Here is a 26,113-nt window from a genome sequence, read left to right as displayed (position 1 = left end):
GCTGCGGGTATTTAGGCGCCGGTTTTGGTATATTGATGATGCGGATGACTGCACGGCGTGGTTACCAGTTTTCGGGGCCGCGCAGATTTCCGGCTTCAATTTAAGGAATTTCAGACTTTATCCACCACCACGCGGTAGTGGGGATCTTCCATAACATTTACTTCGATGATGGATGCGGCATTCTTCAACAGCAGTTTGCAGTCCTCACTCAGGTGCCTCAGGTGCAGGGTCTTCCCTGCATTTTTATACCGTTCGGTCAGCCGGTTCAGGGCTTCTATGCCGGACATGTCCACCACGCGGCTTTCCCGGAAATCGATGACCACTTCCGCGGGATCGGCGGCTACGTCGAACTTTTCATTGAAAGCTGTGATGGAGCCAAAGAAAAGCGGTCCGTATATCTCATAATGTTTAACGCCTTTGTCGTCCGTATATTTTTTCGCCCTGATGCGTTTGGCATTCTCCCAGGCAAATACCAGCGCCGAAATAACAACGCCGATCAGCACCGCTACGGCGAGGTTATGGAAGATCACGGTGATTGCGGCTACGAGGATACCTACGAATACATCGTGCAGCGGCATTTTACCGATCATCCTGATGGATGCCCATTCGAATGTACCGATTGCCACCATGACCATCACACCGGTCAAGGCCGCCATCGGCACCTGTTCTATCAGTGAAGAGCCGAACATGATGAAAACCAGCAGCATCACGGAGGCGATGATGCCGGATAAACGCGCACGGGCACCGGAGGAGATATTGATGAGGCTCTGGCCGATCATGGCGCAACCGCCCATGCCGGAGAAAAAGCCGGTCACGATATTGGCAGTACCCTGTGCTACGGCTTCCTTGTTGCCACGGCCGCGGGTACCGGTGATCTCGTCTATCAGGTTGAGGGTAAGGAGACTTTCTATAAGGCCAACACCGGCCACAATTACCGCATACGGCAGGATCACCTGCAGGGTTTCCCAGCTGAATGGCACCGCCGGAATATGGAAGGGAGGAAATCCGCCTTTGATGGAGGCCACGTCCCCTACAGTTCTCGTGTCCACATTCAGCCCGATCACTATAGCGGATATCACCAGGATAGCGGCCAGGGAGGAAGGAAAAGCTTTGGTGAGTTTCGGAAGGCCCCAGATGATGAGCATGGTCAGCAGCACGAGCCCGACCATGATGTAAAGGGGTGCGCCGGTCATCCAGTGCAGCGCTCCCGTAGCGTCTTCCACCTTGAATTGCACGAGCTGGGACATGAATATCACGATGGCCAGTCCATTTACAAACCCGAACATCACCGGATGAGGGACCAGGCGGATGAATTTCCCGAGTTTTAGTACCCCGGCGATCAATTGAATAATGCCCGCCAGCACCACGGTAGCGAAAATATACTCCACGCCATGCGTTTTGGCCAGTGCTACGATCACTACGGCTACCGCGCCCGTAGCACCGGAGATCATGCCCGGGCGGCCACCCAGGATGGAGGTCACCAGCCCGATGGTGAATGCCGCGTACAAGCCTGTCAGGGGAGACAGCCCGGCGATGAATGCAAATGCCACCGCTTCAGGGATCAGCGCCAGGGCCACGGTGAGGCCGGACAGTATCTCGGTTTTGTAGTTGACTTTCTGTTTGAAATCAAATAGGTTAAGGTAAGCCCTCATGTTCGATGGTTTATTATTAAAATAGTAAAGACGATATGATCAATATGAAATTTTGGGATGGCCTGAGTAAAGGACATCCGGGCAGTAAACAGTCAGCGGCTGTTTATCAGGGTGGAGTAACCGTTGTAGATGTGAGGGTGCTTGCCATTTCGGCAGCAAAAGTATAGTTTCCCGCCCATAATTCAAAATGCGGACGGAATTTGCATGTTTTGTTCTTATATCGTAATATTGCAATAAATTATCTGACCATGGGCATTACGCGTACGGAGCTCTTCAGCAAGAAGCAGAACGAAATGGCGGCGATGGCGAAGGCCATTGCGCATCCTGCCCGCATCGCCATACTGCAATACCTCATCAAGACCAATACCTGCATCTGCGGGGACCTGGTGGACGAATTGGGGCTTGCGCAAGCCACCATTTCGCAGCACCTGAAAGAACTGAAAACAGCGGGACTGATCCAGGGGACCATTGAGGGGACCAGCGTGTGCTATTGCATCCACCCGGGTAACTGGAAGAAGTACCGCGAGTATTTTTCCGCTTTCTTTGCGGAGGTGAAGCCATCAGATGGCTGCTGTTAAAAAAATTTCCCTGTATTTATCGTAACATAGCAATATAATAATAAATGAATAACTGCAATCCAGCCCAAAGAAAGCGATTGGGATTCCTCGACCGTTACCTGACCTTATGGATATTCCTGGCCATGGCCATGGGTGTGGCCCTGGGGTATTTTATTCCTTCCAGCGCCGGTTTCATCAATTCCTTTTCTTCCGGCACCACCAATATCCCGCTGGCTATCGGCCTCATCCTGATGATGTACCCGCCGCTCGCAAAAGTGAATTACAGCAAGATGGGCGAAGTTTTCCGGAACACGAAGATATTGGGTGTTTCCCTGCTGCTGAACTGGGTGATCGGTCCCATATTGATGTTCGCGCTGGCAGTGCTTTTCCTGCATGGTTATCCGGAATACATGGTCGGCCTCATCCTCATTGGCCTTGCGCGCTGTATTGCGATGGTGATCGTGTGGAACGAGCTGGCGGAAGGCAACCGGGAGTACGCAGCCGGCCTCGTAGCGCTGAACAGCGTTTTCCAGGTATTGCTGTACAGTGTATATGCCTGGATCTTCATCACCGTTTTGCCGCCGTTATTCGGCATGAATGGGCTGGAAGTGCATGTGACCATCGGGCAGATCGCGGAAAGCGTAGCGATCTATCTGGGCATTCCGTTTGCCGCGGGCGTCATCAGCAGGTTTGCGCTGGTCCGCCTGAAAGGAGAGGAGTGGTATCAGCAAAAGTTCATTCCGGCCATTTCCCCCATAACATTGATCGCGCTGCTGTTCACCATTGTGGTGATGTTCAGCCTGAAAGGAGAGCTGATCGTGCAGATACCGATGGATGTGCTGCGAATAGCGGTTCCGCTGGCGATCTATTTTGTGATCATGTTCCTGGTGAGCTTTGTGCTGGGGAAGGCCCTGGGCGCGGACTATTCAAAGAATGCTTCCATCGCCTTTACGGCGGCAGGCAACAATTTCGAGCTGGCCATAGCTGTGGCGATAGGCGTGTTCGGGATCAATTCCGGCCAGGCTTTTGCCGGGGTGATAGGCCCGCTGGTGGAAGTGCCGGCACTGATCGCGTTGGTGAATGTGGCGTTCTGGCTCCGCAAAAAATGGTATGGCGGGGAAGCGCCGCTTGTGGCTTCAGGGAAAGCATGAAGTAAACCAAACCTATAATTGAAATATATGCAGAAAGTACTTGTTCTTTGTACCGGCAACAGTTGCCGCAGCCAGATCGCGGAAGGCTATTTAAGGCACTTTGCCGGCAACCGCGCGGAGATCTATAGCGCAGGCGTTGAAACACATGGCGTAAACCCCAGGGCTATCGCTATCATGGCGGAAGACGGGATCGATATCTCCGGCCATACCTCCAATAACGTCAGCGAATACACCGGTATCGATTTTGACTATGTGATCACCGTTTGCGATAACGCAAAGGAAAGATGCCCTGTTTTCCCGACCAAAGCGGTCAAACTGCATGAGAACTTCCCCGATCCCGCAAAGGCCACCGGTACGGAAGAAGAGATCATGGCGGAGTTCCGCAAGGTGCGGGGGATCATTAAAGCATACTGTGAGAAATTTGTAAATGAATACCTGGCCGTAAATGCGCAATAAGCATCATCCCACAGATATTTTATCCGGCTGCAATCTTTAGCGAAGGCTCAGGATTGCAGCCGCTGCTTTGTTCATACTTCTACAAACTGGCTCCCTTTTTCTCATTTTTTTTGAGGCGAAAGAAAGAAGCCTACCTTTGGTTTGTGCGCTATTTCCAAAGTAACGATAAAATATGAAAGTTAAACTGTACACAATTGCGATGCATGCCCTGGTTTGGGTACTGTTGCTGGTTATCCCCTATGTTACAACAGACCAGGTTTTCAATTCCCTGGACCCCGCATCCGATATAAAATATCTTTTACTCTGTTTTGTTTTAAGCATCGTATTGATAACGATCTTCTACTTCAATTTCCTGTTTCTGATCCCTAAATTTCTGCTCACAAAAAAATACTGGCTTTATTTTTCATTTCTTTTGCTGGCGATAGCATCCGTAATTTTTCTCTCCGGCGCCATATTTATCTTTTCCGATTTTAACCCTGAAATATTAGCCAAAACAAATCCGGATATTGAGAAAATCATCCCGGTTATCATCGTCAATGCGCTTTTGTTGTGGCTGCTGTCCATTGCTTCTTCTATTTTATGGGCGGCTTACAACAGGTTGAAGCAAACGGAAAGCGAAAGGCTTTCGGCGCAGATCGCTTCGCTCAAATCGCAGATAAATCCTCACTTCCTGTTCAATACACTGAACAATATTTACGCTACGGCCATTGATACTGCGCCAAGGGCGGCGGATATGGTTGACAAGCTTTCGGAGATGATGCGCTACACCATGAAGGACACACAGCAGGATTTTGTTTTGCTGGAGGATGAAATCAACTACATCAACAATTTCATTGAACTGCAAAAACTGCGTCTGGACAGAAGTGTGAAACTGGAATATCATAGCCTGGAATTTATCCCTTCTCTGCAAATTGCGCCTATGCTGCTGATCCCCTTTATTGAGAACGCGTTCAAGCATGGCGTTAATTCTGAACAAAAGAGCCACATCAGGATTGAAATGACCATGAACAAAACGGCATTCCAGCTGAAGGTGGAAAATAATAAAGTGAATGTTCAGAAAGATATTGCGGAAAGAAGCGGGCTGGGAATTGAAAATACAAAGCACCGGCTGAATCTGATCTATCCTTCCAATCATCTGCTGGTCATTAATGACACCGGAAAGGAATTTTCCGTTTCTTTGCATATCAACCTGTTATGATCAATGCAATAGCCATAGACGATGAACCGTTAGCACTGACCGTGATTGCATCCCTGTGCGATAAAAGTGAATGCGTCAATCTGCAAAGAACTTTCACCAAACCCAGCGAGGCACTAAAGCATTTGCGGAAATTTCCGGCCGACCTGATCTTTTGCGACATACAAATGCCTGCCATGACAGGGATTAACCTGGTAAGGTCATTGCAGCAAAACACCATGGTGATCTTTACCACCGCATTCAGCGAATATGCTGCTATCAGCTATGAGCTCAACGCCATTGACTATCTACTCAAACCCATCAACCAGAAACGTTTTACACAGGCGGTTAACAAAGCGCTGGAGTATTTCAACTATGTCAACAAAAAAGATCAAAGCGCAGGGAAACATATTTTTGTTCGCGCTGATTTCAGCCTGGTGAAAATTCCTGTAGCGGATATTCAATACGTCGAAGGGCTGGCCGACTACCTTAAAATCTATATCAAAGACCGTAAAACGATCGTGGCGCGGATGCCTATGAAAGACATGATGGAAAAATTGCCTGCTGCTGATTTCATTCGTGTGCATCGCAGTTTCATTTTACCGTTCCATAAAATTGAAGCGGTAAGAGGAACAACTATTTTCATAGGCGACAAAGCATTCCCTATCGGAAGAACTTATACCGAAGAGTTTTTTCGTCGCTATTCTTCCTGAATCCCCTCCTGTTCCCTCGCCTGCAGAAAGAAATAGCGGATAGGCGCTACGTTCTTCGCATAAATCTTTCTCTTCTTCTCAAAAAATTTCACGCGATTTTTTTTGATTCCATATTTGCATCGTGATCAAAATGATTGTCGAATGCAAACGGGAACACATCATAAAAACATGCTAATTCGTTATTATGTATAAGAAAGTAATCGTAATAAGCCTTCTTCTTCTATTCAGCAAAACGTTATTGCTGGCGCAATCAAAATATACCGTAAGCGGAACGGTGAAGCAGGCGTCTTCCGGCGAAACACTTATCGGTGTAACTGTAATGGTAGTGGAAAAGCCCACAGTAGGGATCATCACCAATGAGTACGGCTTTTATTCTCTTTCGCTTCCCAGGGGCAACTATACGTTGCGCTTTTCCTATGTAGGCTACAAACAGGAATTGGTTCCCGTGAAACTGGAGTCCAATATCACGGTGGGCATCAGCATGTCTGATGAAACCAGTTTGCAGGAGGTGGTCATACGCGCGAAAAGAAATAATGATAATCTTACAAAAGCCACAATGGGTACCGAGGTGCTGAATATGAGGGAGGCAGCGAAGATCCCGGTGGTATTTGGAGAAAAAGACCTGGTAAAGACCATTCAACTGATGCCAGGTGTAAAATCCAACGGTGAAGGAAGCACCGGATTTTCCGTAAGGGGCGGGGCTACTGACCAGAACCTTATACTGCTGGATGAAGCGCCGGTATATAATGCATCGCACCTGTTGGGTTTTTTCAGCTCCTTCAATAGTGACGCCATCAAAGATGCCACCATTATTAAAGGCAACAGCCCGGCGCAATATGGCGGCCGCCTTTCATCCGTGCTGGATGTAAAGATGAAAGAAGGCAATAACAGGGAGTACCAGGTCAGCGGCGGGCTTGGCCTGATCAGCAGCAGATTGACGATAGAGGGGCCTATCCAGCAGGAAAGATCGTCATTTATTATTTCCGGCAGACGGACCTATGCCGACCTTTTTGCAAGGCTTTCTTCCGATATGAAAGACGTCAAATTATATTTCTACGATCTGAATGCCAAAGCTAACCTGGCCATCAACGACAAGAACAAATTATATTTCTCCGGATATTTTGGCAAGGATGTATTCAGTGTGTCTAAATTGTTTGGAAGTGACTGGGGCAATGCTACCGCTACATTAAGGTGGAACAGCATATTGAGCAGCAAATTGTTCTCCAATACCTCGTTCATTTATAGTAATTACGACTTCAATGTAGGTTTTAAAACGGATGCCAGCGAGATCAATTTCAATTCCAATATCAAAGACCTGAACCTGAAACAGGATTTTACCTGGTATCTGAATACCAAAAACACCATACGTCTTGGCTTTAATTTGATTCATCATACCATCACCCCTACAAAAGCGGAAGGGACGGATATTGTGAGTATTGATAAAAGCCGTAAGGGATTGGAGAATGCGGTGTATGCGAGCAATTCCTGGAAGGCTTCCGACAGAATCAATATTGACTATGGATTACGGCTTTCGTCCTACAATGTGCTGGGTGGCGGCACCTATAATATTTACAAGGATAATCAACTCATCGACTCCGTAAAACTGGCTGATGGAAAGATCGGGAAGACCTATTACAACCTGGAACCGCGGATTTCAGGCAGCTACAGCCTGAACGCTACCGCAACTATAAAAGCGGGCTATGCCCGCAACACACAGAACCTGCACCTGATGAGCAACTCCACCGGCGGTAGTCCCACCGATGCATGGATCGGCAACAGTTATAACATCAAGCCGGAGGTAGCCGACCAGTTCAGTATAGGGTTCAGTAAAAACCTGTATAACGCCTTGTTTGAAGTGAATACTGAAGTGTACTATAAAACGATGAAAAACCAGATAGATTTCAAAGATGGCACCGATATAAACACCGCTCCCGATATTGAAAGCGAACTGCTCTTCGGGGAAGGCCGGGCTTATGGCATAGAACTTCTAGTGAAAAAGAAAAGGGGAAACCTGACGGGGTGGGTAGGCTACACCCTTTCCAAAACGGAAAGGCAAATCAAGGGCATCAATGATGGCCAATGGTATGATGCCAAGCATGACCGCACCCATGACCTGTCAATTGTAGGTATTTATACGCTTTCTCCGCGATGGACCTTATCCGGCACGTTCATTTACACCACCGGCAACGCCGTTACGTTCCCTACGGGAAAATATGTGCTGAACGATATGGTGGTTTATCAATACGGCAGTCGGAATGCGGACAGGATGCCCGCTACGCACAGGCTGGACATCAGTGCCACTTATGAAAGGCCTTCCGGGAAAAGATGGCAGGGCTCCTGGAGTTTCGGACTATACAATGTATATGGCCGCCGCAACCCGTTCGCCATCACTTTTGAAGAGAACAAGAACAACCCTAAGAAAATAGATGCCGTGCAAACCTCGCTATTTCAATGGGTACCCAGCATAACCTATAATTTCAAATTTTAAGCAGGAATACAATGAAAAACATTGTCAGCATATTATTCATCGCCTTACTTTTTACGGGTTGCGAAAAAATAGTGGATCTGGATTACAAAAGCAATCAATCCAGAATTGTCATAGAAGGCAACATTACCAACGAAGCCGGACCGTATGATGTAAAAGTGACAAAATCCACCAGCCTGACGGACACGAGCAGTTATCCAGCAATTGATGATGCTATAGTGACGCTCAGCGACGATGCCGGAAACAGCGAAACGCTCATGTCAATCGGAAATGGAACGTACCGTTGCAATACGTTGGTTGGGGAAGAGGGTAGAACGTACACGCTAACCGTACAGGCCGAAAATCAGACCTATACCGCACAAAGCACCATGCCGCAGCGGGTGCCTTTTGATTCCATTAAAGTGGAGACCAATATCGTTACCGGGGAAACGGAATACAGCTTAATACCGGTGTATGCGGACCCTTTAATAAATGGCAACAATTACCGGTTTGTGTTATGGATAAACAATAAACTGATCAGCCAGCACCTGGTGCAAAATGATAAAGTAAGAAATGGTGTGGTGAACTCCGTGAGGCTGGAAATAAATGATGACGACATTGAATTTAAACCGGAAGACCTGATCGCTATACAAATGCAATGCATTGATAAAAATGTGGCATTGTATTACACCACTTTGGCCCTGATGGGTGACAGCGGACCGGGCGGCGGTACGACACCCAACAATCCGCAGAATAACTTTTCAAATGGTGCGTTGGGACTGTTTTCAGCGCATACGGTGGAAACACGTAGCGTTACGCTACCGTAGTTCCCCGATGGCAACAGCGAATAGCCGTTTTGACATAAGGGATGCGATTTGTAAGTCTGTTACAGGTAAACACTTGAATAAACAGTTGTAGGGTAGCTGCGGCCGGGGCATTATTGTCCCGGCATTTTTTTTTGATCAATTAATTTAATAATCGTAATATTGCGATGTAGTTGATCGGGAAGATGATAACACTTGTTTAATGGACCGGTCAGCATAACAGGAACAAAGGATATTTTTTTCACCTAATCTATCGCAATATTGCAATTGAACGATTAAAATAGATCAACATGCAAACAGATGAACAGCTAAAGGAGCTTGTAAAACAGAAATACAGCGAGATCGCGTTGCAGGACAAAGAGACCAATCAATCCTCCTGCTGCGGGTCCGGCGGCTGCTCTGCCGATGTGTATAACATCATGAATGAGGATTATACTACTCTGGAAGGGTACAACCCGGCTGCAGACCTGGGCCTGGGCTGCGGCCTGCCTACACAATTCGCCAAAATAAAGCAAGGCGATACGGTGATAGACCTGGGCAGCGGCGCCGGCAACGATGCATTTATCGCCCGTTCGGAGACCGGTGAGGGCGGCAAAGTGATCGGTATAGACTTTACAACAGCCATGATCGATAAAGCCAGAACGAATGCGGAAAAGCTCGGCTTCAATAATGTGGAGTTCCGCCAGGGGGATATCGAGAAGATGCCGGTGACGGCGAATGTGGCGGACGTTGTGGTGAGCAACTGCGTGTTGAACCTGGTGCCTAACAAAGATGGCGTGTTTAAAGAAATTTACCGGGTGCTCAAACCCGGCGGCCACTTCAGCATTTCAGATATTGTGCTTTCCGGTGAGCTGCCGGGGCCGTTGCAGGAAGCGGCTGAGATGTATGCCGGCTGCGTTTCCGGGGCCATTCAAAAGGATGAATACCTGGACCTGATCCGCGCCAACGGCTTTTCCAACATCACCCTGCAAAAGGAAAAACGGATCATCATTCCTGATGACATCCTGCAAAACTACCTCAGCGCCGAGGAGATCGCTGCGTTCAAGGCGGATAATACGGGGATACTCAGTGTTACAGTGTATGCGGAGAAAGGTGAGGCTGGCTGCTGTGGGCCGGATTGCTGCAACTGATAAAACCGGTTTCGCCGCCTGCCGGCATATTGCCGGGGCTTGCATCGGGAAAAGGTATCTGTCACCTGCCGGCATACTGCCGGGGCTTGCATCCCCATGAAGGATTTGCGGCGTGATCATAACGAAGTATATCAGCGGTCGCTTTTCCCGGGTTGAGCGGCACCGGAGGATGGAACTTTCTGCAAAGAAAAGGGCCGACCTTTTTGGTACTACAAGTACTTTTTGGTCGGCCCGTTCTCTTTTATAGATCATCACTTGTTTTCTTTCCCTTCCAGCACCTGGCCGATCCGTTGTTCCATATCCTGCAAATGATAGCGGGATACGCCTTTTTGCGCGGACACCGCTTTGCGGATATCACGACGCAGTTCCGTCAGATGCGCCCGCATGATGCTGGAAACATCATTGCCGGTAGGGTCCGGGTTGATGTAGAAGATCGTGCCGTTGCCGAGATTCCTGCCCACGATCTCGTTGACTGCCGCAAACGCTTTGAATGCATTGTCAAGATACTTTTTCTGCTGGTTCCGGCGGAAGATATCGATCGGCTTGCCGGAATACAGTTCACCCCAGATGCCTTGTTTCAGATCTTCCAGGAACTCGGCGGCACTGTAGGTTTTTATGCCTTTGTTGCGTTCCGCAGTTTTTATCAGGCCCATCAACATGCCGGAGCCTTGCAGCTTCATGAGTATGTTGGATTGCGCAACGCCGATATGCAGTATAGGGTCCGTACCGGTCAGCGCTGTCAATGTGTCGTTAATGAGCCATTCAGGTGTTGCAAACAGGTCGTCCCGCAGGAATTGCATGGCTTCCTTCTGCTGCTGCCAGGCCACCGGTTCTATCACCGGGCCGGGCTGTTCCACGCTTATGGCATGGTAGTATTCCCCGCCTATGCTTTTCAACACCTGTGCCGTATATAACCTGTACTGCTTCAGCACCTCTTCGTACATCATTTTCAGCTTCCCGTAGCCTTCATTCGGCTCCCGGGTCCATTCCCGCAATTGAGGCAGGATGCGTTGCAGGTTCTTTATACCATACTTTGCCGCCACTACGGCATTGTCCCCAAGATCTTCACTTTGGTTCCGGGGATCGGCAGAACTGTTTTCGCTGCCGAAATAGAGGCGTTTGTTACTGGTCAGGCTGTCGATGATCAGCTTGTTCATAAACGCGGCTTCTTCTTTGGCGGTGCGGAACGGCGGGCGCCACCGGTACCCCCATTCAATGGCCCATCTGTCGTATTCCCCGATCCTGGGGAATATGCCTTTTTGCGAGATGCCGTCTTCCGGCTGCGCTACATAGTTGAAACGCGCGTAGTCCATAATGGAGGGCGTGTGCCCATGTGCTTCCACATAGGCTTTATCCCGCAGTTTTTCTACCGGCACGGTGGAGCTGGCGCCGAAATTGTGGCTGAGGCCCAGGGTATGCCCTACTTCATGGGAAGAAACGAAGCGGATTAGCTGGCCCATCAGTGCTTCATCAAATTCCATTTTACGGGCGGCGGGGTCGATAGCACCGGCCTGGATCATATACCAGTTGCGTACCAGCTGCATGATGTTGTGATACCAGTTGATATGGCTCTCCATGATCTCCCCGCTGCGCGGGTCATGCACATGGGGACCGCTGGCGTTGGCTATCTGCGAGGGCTTGTACACGATCACATTATGCCGGGCATCATCGATGCTCCAGGTAGAATCGTCCTCAGGAGCGGGCAGGGCTTTGATGGCATTCCTGAAACCGGCTTGCTCAAAGGCCTGCTGCCAGTCGTTCACCCCGGCAATCAGGTACGGTACCCATTTTTTCGGGGTAGCGGGGTCGATGTAATAGATGATAGGATTGGCGGGTTCCACCAGTTCGCCGCGCAGGTATTTTTCCTCTTCCCCGGCTTTCGGTTCCAGCCTCCAGCGGGTGATCAGGTATTGCTCCTTAACGCCCTGGGGATCAGTATCGAAATCCACATAACCTCTCACAAAATATCCTACTCTGGCGTCTGCCAGCCGCGGCTGCATGGGCACTTCGGGCAGCAGCACCATGGAGCTGTTCAGCTCCCAGCTGTCCGGTATCGTGGACGGGGTGCCCTGTTTGACCAGCTTGAGATAAGTTCTCATCATCCTGATCTCTATATTCCGCGGGAATGTTTTAATGGAAGCGATGTACGACTTGTCTGCCTGTATCGCGCCAACGCCGAGCACTGTTTTCGCCTGGGCGCTGAAATGGAATATCTCGTTCTCTGTATTCAGATAATCCGTTATATCGATCACGGTGGTGCTGTCCTTTTTGTTGTAGGCTTTCACGGGGAATGCAGCGGCGATCGGCTCAAGATTGGAATTGATAACGGAGCGGTACAAACCGTTGGCGGTGGAGTCTCCCGAGCGTTCGTTGAAGCGCATGACTTTCATGAATACCTTGTCCGCCGGTCCTTTTTCAAAGTGAATGACATTTTCGGCGATCTGATCTCCCGCGTAGCCGGTCATTTGCGGTCTTGGCCCCGCTGCGGCCCTGGCAATACGGTTCACCACGAGTATCGCCCGGTTATACATAGAATCGGGAATCTCGAAGTAATACCGGTTATCCAGCTGATGTACCTTGAACATACCGTTGTGTGTACTGGCCTTTGCGGTGATCACCTGCTCATAGGGCTTGATGGCGGAAGGAAGGGAATCCTTTTTCTTCGCAGCTGAATCCGCAGGTGCGGCTGTTTGTGCATTGGCGGCAACGGAGAGGCCAAGCAACGCAAATAATGTGATGTTGAATCTGGGCATGGTTTTATTTAAATGTTTCTTCAAGTTTGCTGATCAGCGCCTTACCGCGGAGATCTTTGGCGATGATCTTTCCGTGGGGATCAATGAGGAAATTTTGCGGAATGGAGCGGACCATATACAGTTTTGCCACGGCATTATTCCAGTACTGGAGATCGGATACATGTTTCCAGGTCAGGCTGTCCTGATGGATCGCTTTCAGCCACTGTTCCTTTTTTCCGGGCTGGTCCAGGGAAACGGACAGGATATCGAAGTTCCTGTTGCTGAAGCGGCGGTATGCCGCTACAACAAAGGGATTTTCATCCCTGCACGGCCCGCACCAGCTTGCCCAGAAATCGACCAGCACATATTTGCCGCGGTAATCAGCCAGCTGTACCGGAAGCCCGGCGGTGTCCGGCGCCGTGAAAGCGGGCGCCAGTACGCCGGTCCTTACGCTCATATACCGGCCGATCAGTTCCCGCAGCGCCTTGCCTTTTTCGCTTTCGCGGACGGAACGGCGCAGTTTCCCGAACAAACGGTCATATTTCCGGATATCATCGGGAATAGGGCCGATGGCGTCTTTCAGCGCATCGAGGCTGACCAGGTAATCCGGATGCTGTTGTACGAACCGGATCTCCTGTGCTTTCCTTGCGAGTTTAAGCGCCAGCATCTCAGAGCGGTACTGTGCCAGCCCTATCGTATCGTATTTCACTTTGGCCGTTTGTGCGTCCAGCCAAGCTTGCTGCCTGTCCGCCAGTTTGCGGTCGGTATCCTGCAGTGCCGTTGCCAGTTCCGTTTTCTGCCGTGCGATCTCCACCGTATCGGTTACTGAAGATTGCGCCAGCAGGTTACCGCAGAAAAGGCAGCAGATGATAGCGGATAATGATCTGATGTTCATAGCTTGTTTGATTTTAGTGAGACAAAGCACTACCATGCCGGTGCATGATGCACCGGCTATAGTGGTACCCCGGGTTCCCAGGTTTTAGAATGTGCGGCTTCCCTGGCCTTGTTCCATATAAGTGATATTGGCAATACGGCCCTCGCCTTCAAAGTCGGGCTGGGAGAGGGCCTGGATAGTACCGGTGGAGCTGATCGCGTGCAGCCATACTTTATAACGGCCGTTGGCAAAAGAAGCAATGGCCAGTACATTCGTAGTGGTGGGCACCGTGGTGCTGACGGGCTGCGGGTATTTGATATGCTGAATGCAGGTAACCGTTTCTCCAGCAGGGAGGGTGACCTGCAGCGATTCCGTAGTGGTGGCTACGTCTGTCAGATAAACCCGGTTGCCCAGGGCATAGTAGATATAGTCCGCGTCATAGTTGCCGCCAATGGCATCGGCGGACATGAGGCCGTGCTGCGGGGGCAGCGTATCGGTTGCCAGTATCAGCGTACCTGAACCGATCAGCTGGCCGTAGCGTACATCCATCTTGATGAGATATCCCGTATCCTGCGGGTTCCGGAACAGGGCCAGGGCTACGCTGCGGCGGCCGGCATAACCGGTCATCCATTCCAGGCTGGCATGCATGTTTTTCAATATCGCGGCATTGTTGCCCATGGACGCAAAGTAGGCGCCGTCAAAAAGCACCATCGAACGGGTATTGTTATCGAAGCCCATATCCAGCGCTCCAACGGCGGCAACGGGAGACAGCTGATAGTTCACCGGCGGCATGGCGGAGAACAGCGCTCCCTTGGTCATGGCATATGCCTTGCCATCGTTGATCAGCCTTACATTATTGCTGTTCATGGACTGCAGCAGGTTCTGTGGCTTGTGGGTGGCGGGTTTTGTAAAGAACATATCATCAAAGCCCAGCACCTTCGTTCCGTTATCGATCCGGTATATGCCCGCATCCTGATCTGAAAGCACGGCAAACGTATTGAACAGATCGGTAGAGGAGAGGGCCATTTTGAAGGAGGGGACAAATACCGCTTTTACGGCGTTTCCGGCAAGGCTGGCCCCTTCGTTATAGAACGATATCCAGTTATCTATACGGCCGGTGCTGTGAATGAAGTCGAAATCCGTTTTGCCTTCATGGTCTTTCAGCAGATACCAGCCGCTCATATTCTGGGTGGATACGTTCAGGTTCATATCAATGAGCTTTGTAACGCCCGTTTCCCGGTCTCTCACATTGAATACGAGGATGTACTGTCCGGGATTCAGCAGCACTTCATAATCGAGGTCTTTGGTCTTCGCCAGCGTATCCGGTTTCACGAGGCCCGATCCCTGAACGAAGTTGGTCGTAAAGGCCGTCCAGTAAAAATCGAAGCGGTTTTCTTCCTGTACGGCGGGACTGATGCGGAGGTAATCCTTGTGGGTGAATACAGCATAATCTTCCTGCAGGCCGCTCACCACTACTTCCGGCAGCGGCCGGTCGCCTGAAGTGCTGTTATCTTTGTTGCAGGCGCCGGCCAGTATGGAAAGGAGGCCGGCTGCCAGGATATATGATTTCTTCATGTTGACAGTATTGGTTTTGATCAGGGAAATGTAACCGCGGAACTGGATGGATCGTCCGATTCCCGCAACGGCGCTTTGCCGCTGGCGATATTGTCCGGATCATTGTTGAAGGTATTCAGCGCCTGCTTCAGCAGATTGGCGTAATTGGCCAATGCGCCTGCATTCAATGCGGCCTGATACCATTTTTCATCTATTGCTTCATTCAGGACGTCCACCATAAACTGGTGCTTCCCGGTGCTGTATCTTCCGAAGGTGCCGAAAGCAGGGGCGAGGTAGCTGTCTACTCTCCAGGAATAGAAGCGTTCCAGCCGGTCGGAGAATACGATGGTGACTTCCGTAGCCTTTACTTCCCCGATGCCGAATTCTTCATTGGCGGCGAGCTGCAGCCGGAGGCGGTGGCTGTTGTCTTTCAGGCTGGCATCGCGCAGCAGTATTACCGGGACCATGGCTTTCACGTCGTGCGCTTTCACGACCATCATGGGCGCCAGCGATGGATCGCCCAGGTCTTTATAATGCACGCCGGGCTCAGCTTTGAAGGGCCTTTCGGTGATGAGGGTGTCGGTGATCTGGTTGGTTACCGGATCACGTACATAGGTCTCTTCATATTCCGTGATCTGCACCAGCTTTACCGGCCGGTCATGATCCGTGATGCCGCCGATGGTATTCACCTCGATGAAAACAGTATCTGTGGTAACCGCGGCATCGGCATATATGAACGTTTTGCTGACTGTGGCGGTATCTTTCAGCTGCACCCTGGCTATGTCGCTGTACACGAGATGTTCCGCTTTGCGGCAGCCGGAGGTGACAGCCAGTGCAACACCTATAAGGCAGATGTATCTTTTCATGGCGGTGATCATTTATTGTGATAATTGATTTCCCGGTCCGGCACTGGTACGATGTACCTGGCCGGTGATCCGGTGTAATAAGCATAAGTCCAGCTGGAAGGCAGCGTGGTGACATTGAACCGTTTATAGGTAAAGAAGGTCTGGCCTTCTGCATAGAACTCGCGCACGTATTCCCTGATCAGTTTGTTCCTGCGGTCTGTTTGCCAGTCCGAAGCGCTGAAGCCGGTAGTGAAGGGAATGCCTTTTTGCGCGCAATAGGCGCCATAAAATGCTTCCGCTGCCGCCTGGGAAGCAGCGCATTCGGTGAGGACCAGGTACATTTCGCTCAGGCGCAGCAGCGGCACCTGCAGTATCGGCTGATTGGCTTTCTGGAAGAATTTCCGGTACATGACAAAGCCGGTGCTTCCCGGGGTGGTCTTGTATCCCCACAGGCCTGTCCATCTTACATCCGCCGTTCTTTCCGCAATGGGGAACAGGTTGTTGAGGTAATAGTAGCCGTCCTGAATGTTGAAGTCGGACCGGGCGAGGCTGCCGCTTTCCCCGAAGCGGGAGTTTGCGGTCTGCTCCAGGTTGTACACGCTCAATGCCGCGATGTGCTCCGGGGACATGGTGTAGTCGCCTGACACGCGGTCGCTTTCCCTGCCCAGCCGGAAGGTGGCCACGCCGTTGCGGTCTTTGGCATCGATCACCATTTGCGCGTATTTCGCGGCATTGGCCCGATTGGCGTCTCCCGAGGGGCTCAGCCACATGTACACCCTTGCTTTCAGCGCCAGCACGGCATAATAGTTCATGCGCAGCTGGCGGTACATGTAGTAGTTATCGTTCACGGCGGGAGGATCGATGGTATTGGGCAGCGGGTTCAGCTCGTTCAGGGAATACAGGGTAAGGGGATCTGTATCTTTGAGCAGGGCTTCCGCTTCCGTGAGATCAGCCAGTACAGCCTGCGCGAAACTCTGGAAGGCGATGGGCGTTACGATCTCTTTGGATACTGCGGTAACGTAGGGGAGCACGGCCGCGGAGCCGGGATTGTCGGGCATGGGGCCGAACATCCGCAGCACATCGAAATGTGCAAACGCACGCAGCGCCAGTGCTTCGCCTTTGATCAGCGCATAATTGTCTTCCGAGAAGACTGCCTTTTTGATATCTATCCTTTCCAGGATGCTGTTAACGTCTGCGATCACTTTATATTGACCGGCATAGGTGGCATCCAGCCAGTCCCTGACCGTAGCGTCCGTGTAGTTGGCGGCCGCCAGATTGGTCAATGCCGTATTGCTCGGTGATACCACGTCCCAGTTGCGGGCCATGTATTCTATATTGCCCCACATCAGCGCATCCCCGTAGGTGCTGCTGCTTTTCATATGAATGTAGGCGCCGGTGAGCGCATCCCGGAACCCTTTCTGGGTCTCGAACAGCTCATCTTTCGTGGTCTGCGTTTCCGGTTTCACATCAAGCCATTTGTTGCAACCGGCGACAGCCCAGGCGCTCATTAGTATGGTAGCGATAATTGTTTTCTTCATGTGGCTTTCGGTTTAAAAGGTGGCAAACAGGGTCATGGAAAATTGCCGGGTGAACGGGTAATCAAGACCGCGCTCCTGGCGTACGCTGGAGAGATAGAACAGTTCGCCGGTGTTGACGGCGATGGTCAGCCCCTGCATCCGCATGCGTTCCAGCCATCTGCTGTCCGTAACATCATAGGAGATGTTCACGTTCTGGCAGGTGAGCGTTGATTCATCCTGTACAAAGCGGGAGGAAGGGCTGACCCGCAGCGTTTCGTTCAGTCCCCGGAAGAACGCTACGTCCCCGGGTTTTAGCCAGCGGTCGTAGAACACCCGTTCATCGACATTCAGAAAGCGGTCTGCATTCTCTATTTTATCTATCAGCGTCTGGTTATACAGCTGGCCGCCGAAACGGAAACCGAAGGAGGCGTTCAATGCCAGCCCGCCGTAACGGAAGAGCGTGCTGAAATTGCCGCGGTATTTCGGCTGGTCCAGCCCAACGGCCATACGTTCTTCCGCCCGCCAGGTATAGGTTACCTCCCCGTTCCGGTTCATGTACAACTCCCTGCCGGTGCTGGGGTCTATGCCGAGGGACTGCACGGCGTAGATGGTATGCTGCGATGCGCCTTCGCGGATGATCTTGTTGGGCGTATTGCTGGTGAAATCCACCTGTGTGGCCAGCTTTTCATTCGCCGCTTTCATGGCTTCGGAAAGTTGCACGATCTTGTCCCGGTTGTGCGCGATGTTACCGGTAACGGACCAGTGGATGCGGCGGCTGTTGTTACGGATGATGGCTACGCTGGCCATCAGTTCCCAGCCCGTTTGCTCCAGCTTCCCGATGTTTTCCACATAGCTGGTGAAGCCGTTGGAGTAGGGGAGTTCGAGGGAGGAAAGGAGATTGGAAGTATATTCCCTGTACACATCGGCCTGTATCATCAGGCGGCTTTGAAACAATTCCGTTTCCAGCCCCAGATCATATTTGTCGGTCTTCTGCCATTGCAGGTCCGGATTGCCCAGGGAGGTCTGGTGCGCGCCGATCCAGTTCTTGTACCGGTCGTTGGTAACATAGGTGTAGGTGGCCAGCGGCTGGTAGGCGGAAAAGGCCTGGTTGCCCGTTACGCCGTAGGAGCCGCGCAGCTTCAGGCGGTTGACGAAGTGCAGGTTGTCCCGGATGATCGGCTCGTAGTGCAGGTTCCAGCCTGCGCCAACGGAATAGAAAGGCGCAAACCGTTTGTCTGTGCCGAATTGTGAGGCGCCGTCCACACGGTAGGTAAGATCGGCGAAATAACGTTCGTCATAGATATAGTTCAATGTGCCTACAAAGCCTACTCTGCGGGTGGTGGCCTCGCTTCCGCCCGGTCCGCCGTTCTGTTTGTACTGAAGGGCCATGCCGATGAAATCGATGCTTTCATCCGGGAAGCCTTCTGCATCAAAAAAGTAATTCCTGGTGCGGGTGTCGGTGGCATCCAGGCTCAGGCCTGCCGTCAGCCCGTGTACACCGGCAAAGAGATTGGAGTAGGTAGCAGAGAGCCTTCCGGTGTAGGAAAAATCCTTTCCGCTGGCATAGGTATAACTTCCCCTGCGGAATATGTCTGCATCGCTGTATTGTGCGAATGCGGAATGCGAGGCAGGTTTGAAGTCATCGCCCGAGCTGAGCGTACCCGTAACCCCGATGCCGCCGCGCAGCGTCAGCCGGTTCACCGGCATCCATTCGGCCTGGAAGTTATTGGTGATGGTGGTGTAAGCGCTTTTGGTAAAGGTATTCAGCGTGGCGTCATACACAGGATTGGCATAGGGGTTTACGCCGTGCTGGCTTTGCGTCCAGTAGTCCCAGCTGAAAGGCCGGAAGGACTGTGCCACGTTCCCCTGTGCATCATAAGGGTTCCAGTAGGGGTTGAGCTTTACATAATCCCCGAAAGCGCCCCAGGGTGATTCATTTCCTTTTGTATTGCCGATCATCAGGCTGTTGGAAAAGTTCAGCCTGTTGAGCCGGTAGCTGAGCGTAACGGTACCGTTGACGGTTTCGCGGCCGGAGCCTTTCATGACCCCGTTTATTTTGTTGTACTGGCCTTCCAGTGCATAACGGAAGGTCTGGTCGCCGCCTTCCAGCCGCAGGGAATGGTTCTGGTCCACCTGCGTGCGCAGCGGCTTGGCCATCCAGTCCGTATTCACCCCGCTTTCCACGAGACCCAGTACCTGGTTGTAATATTGTTCCATCAGCAGGTTCTGTGCTGCGTTTTTGGTAGGATTGACGTAGTAGCCGGACAAGCGTTCCAGTTCCAGTTTTTCCCTGGCGTCCAGCAGATTGTAGCTGCCGAGGTCCGGTATGCTGAGGTTCAGCCCGCCGCGGTAAGTGAGGCGCAGTTTCCCGCCGGCCGGTTGCCTGGTGGTGATCACCACTACGCCGTTCGCGCCTTGCGAGCCGTACAGCGCGGTGGCGGAGCCGTCTTTCAGCAGCGTGAGGGATTCGATCTCGTTGGCATTGAGGTCCATCAGCCTTTGCAGGGTAGTGGGAAAGCCGTCCAGGATAATAAGCGGCGTATTGAGGGCAGCGGCAGTATTGTCCTGCAACTGGTCGATATTCGGAAGATTGCGCGTGCCGCGGAGCTGGATATCCGGCAGGCGGTTGGGATCGGAGCCGATGCGGTTGTCCGGGACGATGTAGAAAGACGGATCGATGTTGCCGATCGTTACGAAGATGTTCCGGCCCTGGAACCTTTGCAGTTCCTTTTGCGTGATCACCCTGGTGGCGCCGGTATAACTTTCCTTCGCTTTGTTGAAAATGCCGGTGACCACTACATTGCTGATGGTGGAGATGGCCGGCGCCAGTGTGATGCGGACCATTTTGCCGGCATCCCTGATGGTGAAGCTGGCGGGCTTGTACCCGATATAGCTGATGATCAGCACGTCCCCCGGTTCGGCATCTATACTGAACCTTCCATCGGCATCCGTTGCCACGTTCTTTTCCTTTCCCTGCACTCTTACGGAAGCGCCCGGCATGGGGGAGCCGTCCGTACTGTCCGTCACGCGCCCGGTCACCGGCAAAAATGCGGCTATGGTGTTGCTGCCGGAAGCCGGAGGCCTGGGAGAGAGGATGATCGTGCGGGTCTGCGCTTTGACTTCAAACCAGAAGGGCTGATCTTTCGCCACAAGGTCCAGCAGGTCGTCAAGCGGCATGCCATTCACCTGCAGGGATACCGGTTTGGCATCGGCCAGCATTTCCTGGTTGTAAAAGGTCACATAGCCCGTTTGTTGCCTGATGGACTGGAAGATCTCCTTTACCGGGATGTTCCGGCCGGACAGTGTTACTTTCTGTGCTGTTACAGCGGCCTGAACATGAATGAGTGCAGCGGTCAGAAAAACAATCGTCAGTTTCATTGCTAGAACAATTGATGCTGCATTGATGCGACGGCTTCGCATGTTGCTCCTGCCCATCGCGAACAGCGATTTGGTTGATACCCCCTGAGCCGGGAGCTGCCAGACAGGCGCGGCAGCAGGAGACGGCTTGGGATAAGCTGTAAAATCCATAACTTACATCTGGTTTGGGTTGATAAAATAAGCGGTTATTCTTCGAAGGAAAATTGTTTACAGGGATCGGCCCAACCGTTCTGCCGGGGGTGTTGGTAGCACCTTCGGCTTTTTTTATGGGCGTCCCTTCAGGCTGTTATTTCATGCTGTCATGCGGTTTGATTTTATGGTGATCGTATTCAGGTACAGTTGATGTTTTATGGCATTACAACCAGTTTGCGTCCTTGTTCCAGCCGGAAATGCACATTAGACCTTTCGAGGATGAGCAGTACATCCTGCAAGGTATTCTGCTTGTTGATCTCGCCTCCGAAGCGGATGGCGGGAACGCCTTTGGCATAGGTCACTTCTATATCATACCAGCGTTCCAGCTGCCGCATCACTTCTTCCAGGCTGGCATCTTCAAAATTGAACAGGCCGTTCTTCCAGGCCATGGCTTTGTCGATATCCGCATCCGGGACCAGTGTCAGCTGTTCTCCCGCACGCTTCAGCACCGCCTGCTGGCCGGGTTTGAGCGTTTGCGATTGTTTGCGCGTATGCAGCTTCACCGCACCTTCCAGCAGTGTTGTGCTTATTCCGGCTTCATTCCTGTAGGCATTGATATTGAAGCTGGTGCCGAGCACTTCTACGTTGGTGGCGTCGGAAAGCGCGACCCTGAAAGGCATCCGCGCATTCCTGGCTACTTCGAAATAGGCTTCCCCTTCGAGCGTTACCCGGCGTTCTTCACCGGTGAATGCGGTGGGATATTTAATGACGCTGGCGGCGTTGAGCCATACCTTGCTGCCGTCCGGCAGCAGCAGCCTGAACTGCCGCCCCTTCGGCGTGCTGATGGTGTTCCAGGCGATTTGTCCGGATACCGTGCCGGTGGGATCATAACCCAGTTGGCCGTTCCGCAGGAACACCTGCACGCCGTTCTGGTTGGCTACAATGCCGTTGGCAATACTGTCCAGCACCACTTCAGAGCCGTCCGCCAGTGTCAGGACGGCGCCATCACGCCCCGGAGCGATGACGTCCGTTGCCGCGGCAGGCGCGCGATGGACCAGTATCCGGTCCGTATTCCGCTGCGTGATCCAGAAGTAGGCCGCGGTTCCCAGCAATACGACCGCGGCTGCATACCTGAGCCACCTGCGCCGTATGGGATGTGTGTTGCGAAGGGGGGCTGCGGGTTTCATCAGTTCGCGTATCCTGCTCAGGCCGCGCTGTTTGTTCATTTCCCGGTGCAACTCTATACCATGCCATGTTTTCAGCATGGCCTGCACAGCTTCCGGGTCCTGCAGGCGGTCGAAAAGCGCCTGGTTCTCCGGGGAGCTGTTCTTCCAGGTTTGCAGCAGTTGCTGTTCCCCTTCTGAAAGCGGTTCTTCCGTCAGCAGTTTTTGCAGCAGCGGTGCTACAGGTTCCAGCGATTCGATATTAAAAAAAGGGAAATCCTCCTGAGTCATGCCCGTTATTTTCAGTAAAACAACTGAAGGGAGGGAAGCGTGACAGATTTTTTTTAGTTGAATATGATGGTGGGGGAGCGCGGGATATGCCCGGCATTGATATTACAGGAAAAGGAGCAGGGGTAAAAGGTCGCCAAGACCTTTCCGCAGCAGTTTGTTCTTCAGTTCCTTAATGGCCCGGCCTTTGCGCTGCCGGAGGTTCTCCATGCTAATGCCAAGGCGTTCCGCGGCTTCGGCGGAAGGGAGGTCTTCTATGTAAAGCAGCGATATTACCTGGCGGTAAGGCTCAGGGAGCCCGGCCACTTCCCGGTAAATGAGGCGCATCAGGTCCGATTCCACTACCAGCGATTCCAGCTGGGCATCTACCGGTATTTCCGTTCCGGAAAGTTCCTGTGCTGTGCGCTGCCTTACCCGCAGGTGTTTCAGGTAGTTGAGGCTGGCATTCCTGGCGAGGGTGAAAAGGTAACTCCTTAATTTTCCGATGGATTCGAAGCGGGCCGGCGCCTGCCATAGTTTGACCAGTGCATCGAGCGCAATGTCCTCCGCCTGCTGCTGGTCCTGCGTGATGCTGAGGGAAAAATACACCAGGGAATTATAATACGTATCGTGAAGATAAGGGTATATGGCAGCATCGCCTTGTGCTATGCGCGCAAGCAATTCATTCCCGTTGTATGTTGAACTGGCTGGCAAATTCGATTTTGTATTGACCCCCTTTTATGCAAACAATAGCAAGTGCCGGTAATGGCTACTTTCAGATGCGGTTCCCTGCGAGGTAAAAGTACCTGCGGCTGAGCATGTTTAGTGTTTGTTTGCCGTGTCCGGGCGGTAAAGTACAAAAAATGCCGTTATTTCACCCGCAACAATTTCGCATTGATGGCCACCACAATAGTGCTCACGCTCATCAGCACCGCGCCCATGGCGGGACTTAACATAAATTCCGGATACAGGATGCCGGCGGCCAACGGAATGGCTATGACATTATAACCGACGGCCCAAAGCAGGTTCTGGATCATTTTGCGATATGTGGCCCTTCCGAATGCGATCATCTGAACGATGTCTTTCGGATCGCTGTTCACGAGGATGATATCTGCCGTTTCCGCTGCCACATCTGTTCCGGAACCTACCGCAATGCCAACATCAGCCTGCGCCAGCGCCGGTGCATCATTCACGCCGTCGCCGGTCATGGCCACGATTTCGCCCTGCTGCTGGAATGCTTTCACTTTGTCCTGCTTCTCATGCGGCAGCACATTCGCCAGGTAACCGTCCATTTTCAGTTTTGCGGCAACAGCGGCGGCCACTTTTTCGTTATCACCTGTCAGCAGAAAGGATTTGATATGCATCTCCTTCAGCTGGGAGATCGCTTCCGCCGAGGTATCGCGGATGCTGTCCGCCAGGGTGATGATCCCGGCGGGCACATCATCTATCAAAACAAAATTCACCGTATCGGTTGACTGATCAACGTCACCTGGTATTTCCGGCAATGCAGTCTTGTTCTCCCGGAAATAATTCGGTCCTGCTGCAATCACTGCTTTTCCGTTCACTGTGCCTGACACGCCCATGCCCTGCATATATTTGAAGCCGGTGGAGGTCCACAGCTCAAGCCCACTGTCTTTCAGCCTGCGCATGATGCCCTGCGCAATGTGATGTTCGGAATTTTGCTGCAATGCCGCGGCGTACTGCAATAGCTGATCGGATGAATACTGATCCCCGAGCGGGATGATCTGTTGTACTTCGTGCGAACCTTTGGTCAGCGTACCGGTTTTATCAAAAATAATGGTCGTCAGCTTCCGGGCATTTTCAAAAGCGGTACGGTTACGGATCAGCAGCCCATGCGTAGCGGAGAGGGTAGTGGAAATGGCTACGACCAGTGGTATGGCTACACCAAGGGCATGCGGACAGGAAGTGACCATGACCGTTACCATTCTTTCCAGGGCAAACGCCATCTCCCGCCCGGCTGCATACCATATGACGAATGTGATAACGCCTACGCTGATGGACACGATGGTCAGCCACCTGGCCACCTTGTTCGCAAGGTTCTGCGTTCTGGATTTTGTTCCCTGCGCGGCCTGCACCATGCCGATCACTTTGTTCAGGTAGCTGTCGCTGCCGGCGCCGGTGACTTTTACCTTCAATACGCCGTCACCGTTTACGGCGCCGCCGATCACTCTGTCATCCTTTCCCTTTTTTACCGGCACGCTTTCGCCGGTGAGCATGCTCTCGTTCACATCCGAGCTGCCTTCCAGCACCATTCCGTCAGCCGGCACCTTCTCTCCCGGTTTGATCAGCATGAGGTCGCCATTCCGGAGGTCTTTCAGGGAAATGTCGGCCACTTCGCCGTTCCGCTCCACATGCACGACGGAAGGCATCAGCGCGATCATGGACTGCAAGGCGCCGGAAGCCGCCAATTGCGATCTCATTTCCAGCCAATGCCCCAGCAGCATGATGTCTATCAGCGTGGCCAGCTCCCAGAAGAAATCCATGCCCGGCAATCCGAAGATCACGGCAACGCTGTAAACATAAGCGGTAGTAATGGCCACACCAACCAATGTCATCATCCCCGGGTTCCTGTGCTTCAATTCCGCTACCAGGCCGGAAAGGAAAGGCCAGCCGCCATAGGCATACAAGCAACTGCTCAGCGCCAGCAGCACGTACCGGTCTCCCGGAAAAGTCCACGAAAAGCCGATCCATTGCTGGATCATATGGGATAACAGTAAAATGGGTATGGTGATGATCAACGATATCCAGAACCGCTTCAGGAAGTCTTCCGTATGATGGCCGGCATGTTCATCGTGCCCGCCCGTGTCGTCCTGCTGCTTGTGATGTGCATGTTCATCATGCCCGCCGGTGCTGTCCTGCTGCTTGTGATGCGCATGTTCATCGTGATGCATGTGCTGGTGGTGGTGATTTTCCATCGTCATTATGTTAGTGTGGCCAGGAATGTTAACGGTTATTCAAGCGTCTCCTTCACTTCTCCGCAGGTCATCATCTTTTCGCCAAAATATGGATTTTTGATTTCCTTGCCGGCGCTGAGCCAGTATGCGCCTTGGTTGTCCAGGGCCATCGGGCAGAAATCAACATACAATTCTCCGCTCTTCAGTCCGGATTGTTTGACGAGTGCAATAAAATCATTGCTCAGCGTACTGTAGGCTACGCGTTGCGCTTCGATGTCCGTAGCCGATGTAATGGTATTGGCGGCACTTCTCACCGCATCGGCGCCTGACATTCCTGCTGTGCCGGCTGCGATTGCGTTGCCCGCGATCTTTGCCTCGGCGGCGTCACCGTTGATAAGGGCGTTGGTCAGGTGAATGTAATGCGGATAAACGGCATTCAGTTTGTCGTCTTTTAATTGAACAGCGGATGTGGTATGCGGCATTTCCGAATGGTCATGATCTGCATGTTCATGTGCTGCTGTGTTTTCTTTTCCTGCATTGTTCCCGCAGGCTGAAAGCAATACTGCCAGCGCTAAAGGGGTAGTTGTTCTGATCAAAGATTTCATAAAAGTTGCG

General features: G+C 52.0%; 20 protein-coding genes. 9 read left to right on the top strand and 11 right to left on the bottom strand.

Translation table 11 applies throughout. From position 1 onward, the window contains the following. Positions 1–110: 110 nt before the first annotated feature. Positions 111–1,652 (bottom strand): SulP family inorganic anion transporter, encoded by a 1,542-nt coding sequence (locus FW415_RS17100; RefSeq protein WP_148387482.1) that lies wholly within the window; start codon positions 1,650–1,652, stop codon positions 111–113. Between the two features lie 35 nt (positions 1,653–1,687). On the opposite strand from FW415_RS17100, the gene FW415_RS25570 reads away from it, so the two are divergent. From FW415_RS25570 to FW415_RS17060, 9 genes are all read left to right on the top strand, one after another. Continuing rightward, entirely contained in the window at positions 1,688–1,819 is a 132-nt protein-coding gene (locus tag FW415_RS25570) for a hypothetical protein (protein ID WP_256378879.1), read from the top strand. Between the two features lie 81 nt (positions 1,820–1,900). Then, a complete protein-coding gene (locus tag FW415_RS17095; protein WP_148387480.1) occupies positions 1,901–2,230 on the top strand; it encodes a helix-turn-helix transcriptional regulator in 330 nt (109 codons plus the stop codon). A 44-nt stretch (positions 2,231–2,274) separates the two neighbouring features. Beyond that, the gene (gene arsB, locus FW415_RS17090) at positions 2,275–3,360 is read left to right on the top strand and encodes an ACR3 family arsenite efflux transporter (RefSeq protein WP_148387478.1); all 1,086 of its coding nucleotides are present in this window, start codon (positions 2,275–2,277) and stop codon (positions 3,358–3,360) included. A 27-nt stretch (positions 3,361–3,387) separates the two neighbouring features. After that, positions 3,388–3,816, top strand: coding sequence for an arsenate reductase ArsC (locus tag FW415_RS17085; protein WP_148387476.1), 429 nt, complete (start codon positions 3,388–3,390; stop codon positions 3,814–3,816). Positions 3,817–3,988: 172 nt separating this feature from the next. Next, a complete protein-coding gene (locus FW415_RS17080; RefSeq protein ID WP_148387474.1) occupies positions 3,989–5,014 on the top strand; it encodes a sensor histidine kinase in 1,026 nt (341 codons plus the stop codon). Next, positions 5,011–5,703 carry a LytTR family DNA-binding domain-containing protein gene (locus FW415_RS17075; RefSeq protein ID WP_148387471.1) on the top strand — a complete coding sequence of 231 codons (693 nt, stop codon included), beginning with the start codon at positions 5,011–5,013 and terminating at the stop codon, positions 5,701–5,703. Before FW415_RS17080 ends, FW415_RS17075 begins: the two co-directional genes overlap by 4 nt. 184 nt (positions 5,704–5,887) lie before the next feature. Beyond that, on the top strand, positions 5,888–8,191 hold the full coding sequence (locus FW415_RS17070; protein WP_148387469.1) for a TonB-dependent receptor: 2,304 nt from the start codon (positions 5,888–5,890) through the stop codon (positions 8,189–8,191). Positions 8,192–8,202: 11 nt separating this feature from the next. After that, positions 8,203–8,994 carry a DUF4249 family protein gene (locus FW415_RS17065; RefSeq protein ID WP_148387466.1) on the top strand — a complete coding sequence of 264 codons (792 nt, stop codon included), beginning with the start codon at positions 8,203–8,205 and terminating at the stop codon, positions 8,992–8,994. A 287-nt stretch (positions 8,995–9,281) separates the two neighbouring features. Beyond that, the gene (locus tag FW415_RS17060; RefSeq protein WP_148387464.1) at positions 9,282–10,121 is read left to right on the top strand and encodes an arsenite methyltransferase; all 840 of its coding nucleotides are present in this window, start codon (positions 9,282–9,284) and stop codon (positions 10,119–10,121) included. Between the two features lie 251 nt (positions 10,122–10,372). On the opposite strand, the gene FW415_RS17055 is transcribed toward FW415_RS17060, so the two are convergent. The 10 genes from FW415_RS17055 to FW415_RS17010 all read right to left on the bottom strand — a co-directional run bounded on the left by FW415_RS17055 (position 10,373) and on the right by FW415_RS17010 (position 26,103). Beyond that, complete coding sequence (locus FW415_RS17055) at positions 10,373–12,874, bottom strand: zinc-dependent metalloprotease (protein WP_148387462.1); 2,502 nt, start codon at positions 12,872–12,874, stop codon at positions 10,373–10,375. A gap of 4 nt (positions 12,875–12,878) precedes the next feature. Continuing rightward, the gene (locus FW415_RS17050) at positions 12,879–13,748 is read right to left on the bottom strand and encodes a peroxiredoxin (RefSeq protein ID WP_210420721.1); all 870 of its coding nucleotides are present in this window, start codon (positions 13,746–13,748) and stop codon (positions 12,879–12,881) included. Between the two features lie 84 nt (positions 13,749–13,832). Further along, positions 13,833–15,302 carry a PKD-like family lipoprotein gene (locus tag FW415_RS17045; protein ID WP_148387458.1) on the bottom strand — a complete coding sequence of 490 codons (1,470 nt, stop codon included), beginning with the start codon at positions 15,300–15,302 and terminating at the stop codon, positions 13,833–13,835. Positions 15,303–15,322: 20 nt separating this feature from the next. Then, positions 15,323–16,147 (bottom strand): DUF4843 domain-containing protein, encoded by an 825-nt coding sequence (locus FW415_RS17040; protein WP_148387456.1) that lies wholly within the window; start codon positions 16,145–16,147, stop codon positions 15,323–15,325. An 8-nt stretch (positions 16,148–16,155) separates the two neighbouring features. Then, the gene (locus FW415_RS17035) at positions 16,156–17,664 is read right to left on the bottom strand and encodes a RagB/SusD family nutrient uptake outer membrane protein (RefSeq protein WP_148387454.1); all 1,509 of its coding nucleotides are present in this window, start codon (positions 17,662–17,664) and stop codon (positions 16,156–16,158) included. A 12-nt stretch (positions 17,665–17,676) separates the two neighbouring features. After that, entirely contained in the window at positions 17,677–21,021 is a 3,345-nt protein-coding gene (locus tag FW415_RS17030; RefSeq protein WP_246858782.1) for a SusC/RagA family TonB-linked outer membrane protein, read from the bottom strand. Between the two features lie 347 nt (positions 21,022–21,368). After that, complete coding sequence (locus tag FW415_RS17025; protein ID WP_148387450.1) at positions 21,369–22,607, bottom strand: FecR family protein; 1,239 nt, start codon at positions 22,605–22,607, stop codon at positions 21,369–21,371. Between the two features lie 102 nt (positions 22,608–22,709). Beyond that, positions 22,710–23,297, bottom strand: a complete 588-nt coding sequence (locus FW415_RS17020; protein WP_148387448.1) for an RNA polymerase sigma factor — start codon at positions 23,295–23,297, stop codon at positions 22,710–22,712. 155 nt (positions 23,298–23,452) lie between these two features. Beyond that, positions 23,453–25,519: a copper-translocating P-type ATPase gene (locus tag FW415_RS17015; RefSeq protein WP_246858781.1), complete on the bottom strand. Its 2,067-nt coding sequence runs from the start codon at positions 25,517–25,519 to the stop codon at positions 23,453–23,455. Positions 25,520–25,554: 35 nt separating this feature from the next. Next, positions 25,555–26,103 carry a DUF3347 domain-containing protein gene (locus FW415_RS17010; RefSeq protein WP_148387443.1) on the bottom strand — a complete coding sequence of 183 codons (549 nt, stop codon included), beginning with the start codon at positions 26,101–26,103 and terminating at the stop codon, positions 25,555–25,557. Positions 26,104–26,113: the final 10 nt, after the last annotated feature.

The organism is Chitinophaga sp. XS-30, from assembly GCF_008086345.1.
GTDB lineage: Bacteria > Bacteroidota > Bacteroidia > Chitinophagales > Chitinophagaceae > Chitinophaga.
This window is presented reverse-complemented; position numbering and strand designations above follow the sequence as displayed.

What these genes read in the sequence shown, in the direction of transcription:
- FW415_RS17100 (WP_148387482.1), bottom strand. Translation starts at nt 1,652, where the DNA reads ATGAGGGCTTACCTTAACCTATTTGATTTCAAACAGAAAGTCAACTAC.
- FW415_RS25570 (WP_256378879.1), top strand. Translation starts at nt 1,688, where the DNA reads ATGATCAATATGAAATTTTGGGATGGCCTGAGTAAAGGACATCCGGGC.
- FW415_RS17095 (WP_148387480.1), top strand. Translation starts at nt 1,901, where the DNA reads ATGGGCATTACGCGTACGGAGCTCTTCAGCAAGAAGCAGAACGAAATG.
- arsB (WP_148387478.1), top strand. Translation starts at nt 2,275, where the DNA reads ATGAATAACTGCAATCCAGCCCAAAGAAAGCGATTGGGATTCCTCGAC.
- FW415_RS17085 (WP_148387476.1), top strand. Translation starts at nt 3,388, where the DNA reads ATGCAGAAAGTACTTGTTCTTTGTACCGGCAACAGTTGCCGCAGCCAG.
- FW415_RS17080 (WP_148387474.1), top strand. Translation starts at nt 3,989, where the DNA reads ATGAAAGTTAAACTGTACACAATTGCGATGCATGCCCTGGTTTGGGTA.
- FW415_RS17075 (WP_148387471.1), top strand. Translation starts at nt 5,011, where the DNA reads ATGATCAATGCAATAGCCATAGACGATGAACCGTTAGCACTGACCGTG.
- FW415_RS17070 (WP_148387469.1), top strand. Translation starts at nt 5,888, where the DNA reads ATGTATAAGAAAGTAATCGTAATAAGCCTTCTTCTTCTATTCAGCAAA.
- FW415_RS17065 (WP_148387466.1), top strand. Translation starts at nt 8,203, where the DNA reads ATGAAAAACATTGTCAGCATATTATTCATCGCCTTACTTTTTACGGGT.
- FW415_RS17060 (WP_148387464.1), top strand. Translation starts at nt 9,282, where the DNA reads ATGCAAACAGATGAACAGCTAAAGGAGCTTGTAAAACAGAAATACAGC.
- FW415_RS17055 (WP_148387462.1), bottom strand. Translation starts at nt 12,874, where the DNA reads ATGCCCAGATTCAACATCACATTATTTGCGTTGCTTGGCCTCTCCGTT.
- FW415_RS17050 (WP_210420721.1), bottom strand. Translation starts at nt 13,748, where the DNA reads ATGAACATCAGATCATTATCCGCTATCATCTGCTGCCTTTTCTGCGGT.
- FW415_RS17045 (WP_148387458.1), bottom strand. Translation starts at nt 15,302, where the DNA reads ATGAAGAAATCATATATCCTGGCAGCCGGCCTCCTTTCCATACTGGCC.
- FW415_RS17040 (WP_148387456.1), bottom strand. Translation starts at nt 16,147, where the DNA reads ATGAAAAGATACATCTGCCTTATAGGTGTTGCACTGGCTGTCACCTCC.
- FW415_RS17035 (WP_148387454.1), bottom strand. Translation starts at nt 17,664, where the DNA reads ATGAAGAAAACAATTATCGCTACCATACTAATGAGCGCCTGGGCTGTC.
- FW415_RS17030 (WP_246858782.1), bottom strand. Translation starts at nt 21,021, where the DNA reads ATGAAACTGACGATTGTTTTTCTGACCGCTGCACTCATTCATGTTCAG.
- FW415_RS17025 (WP_148387450.1), bottom strand. Translation starts at nt 22,607, where the DNA reads ATGACTCAGGAGGATTTCCCTTTTTTTAATATCGAATCGCTGGAACCT.
- FW415_RS17015 (WP_246858781.1), bottom strand. Translation starts at nt 25,519, where the DNA reads ATGGAAAATCACCACCACCAGCACATGCATCACGATGAACATGCGCAT.
- FW415_RS17010 (WP_148387443.1), bottom strand. Translation starts at nt 26,103, where the DNA reads ATGAAATCTTTGATCAGAACAACTACCCCTTTAGCGCTGGCAGTATTG.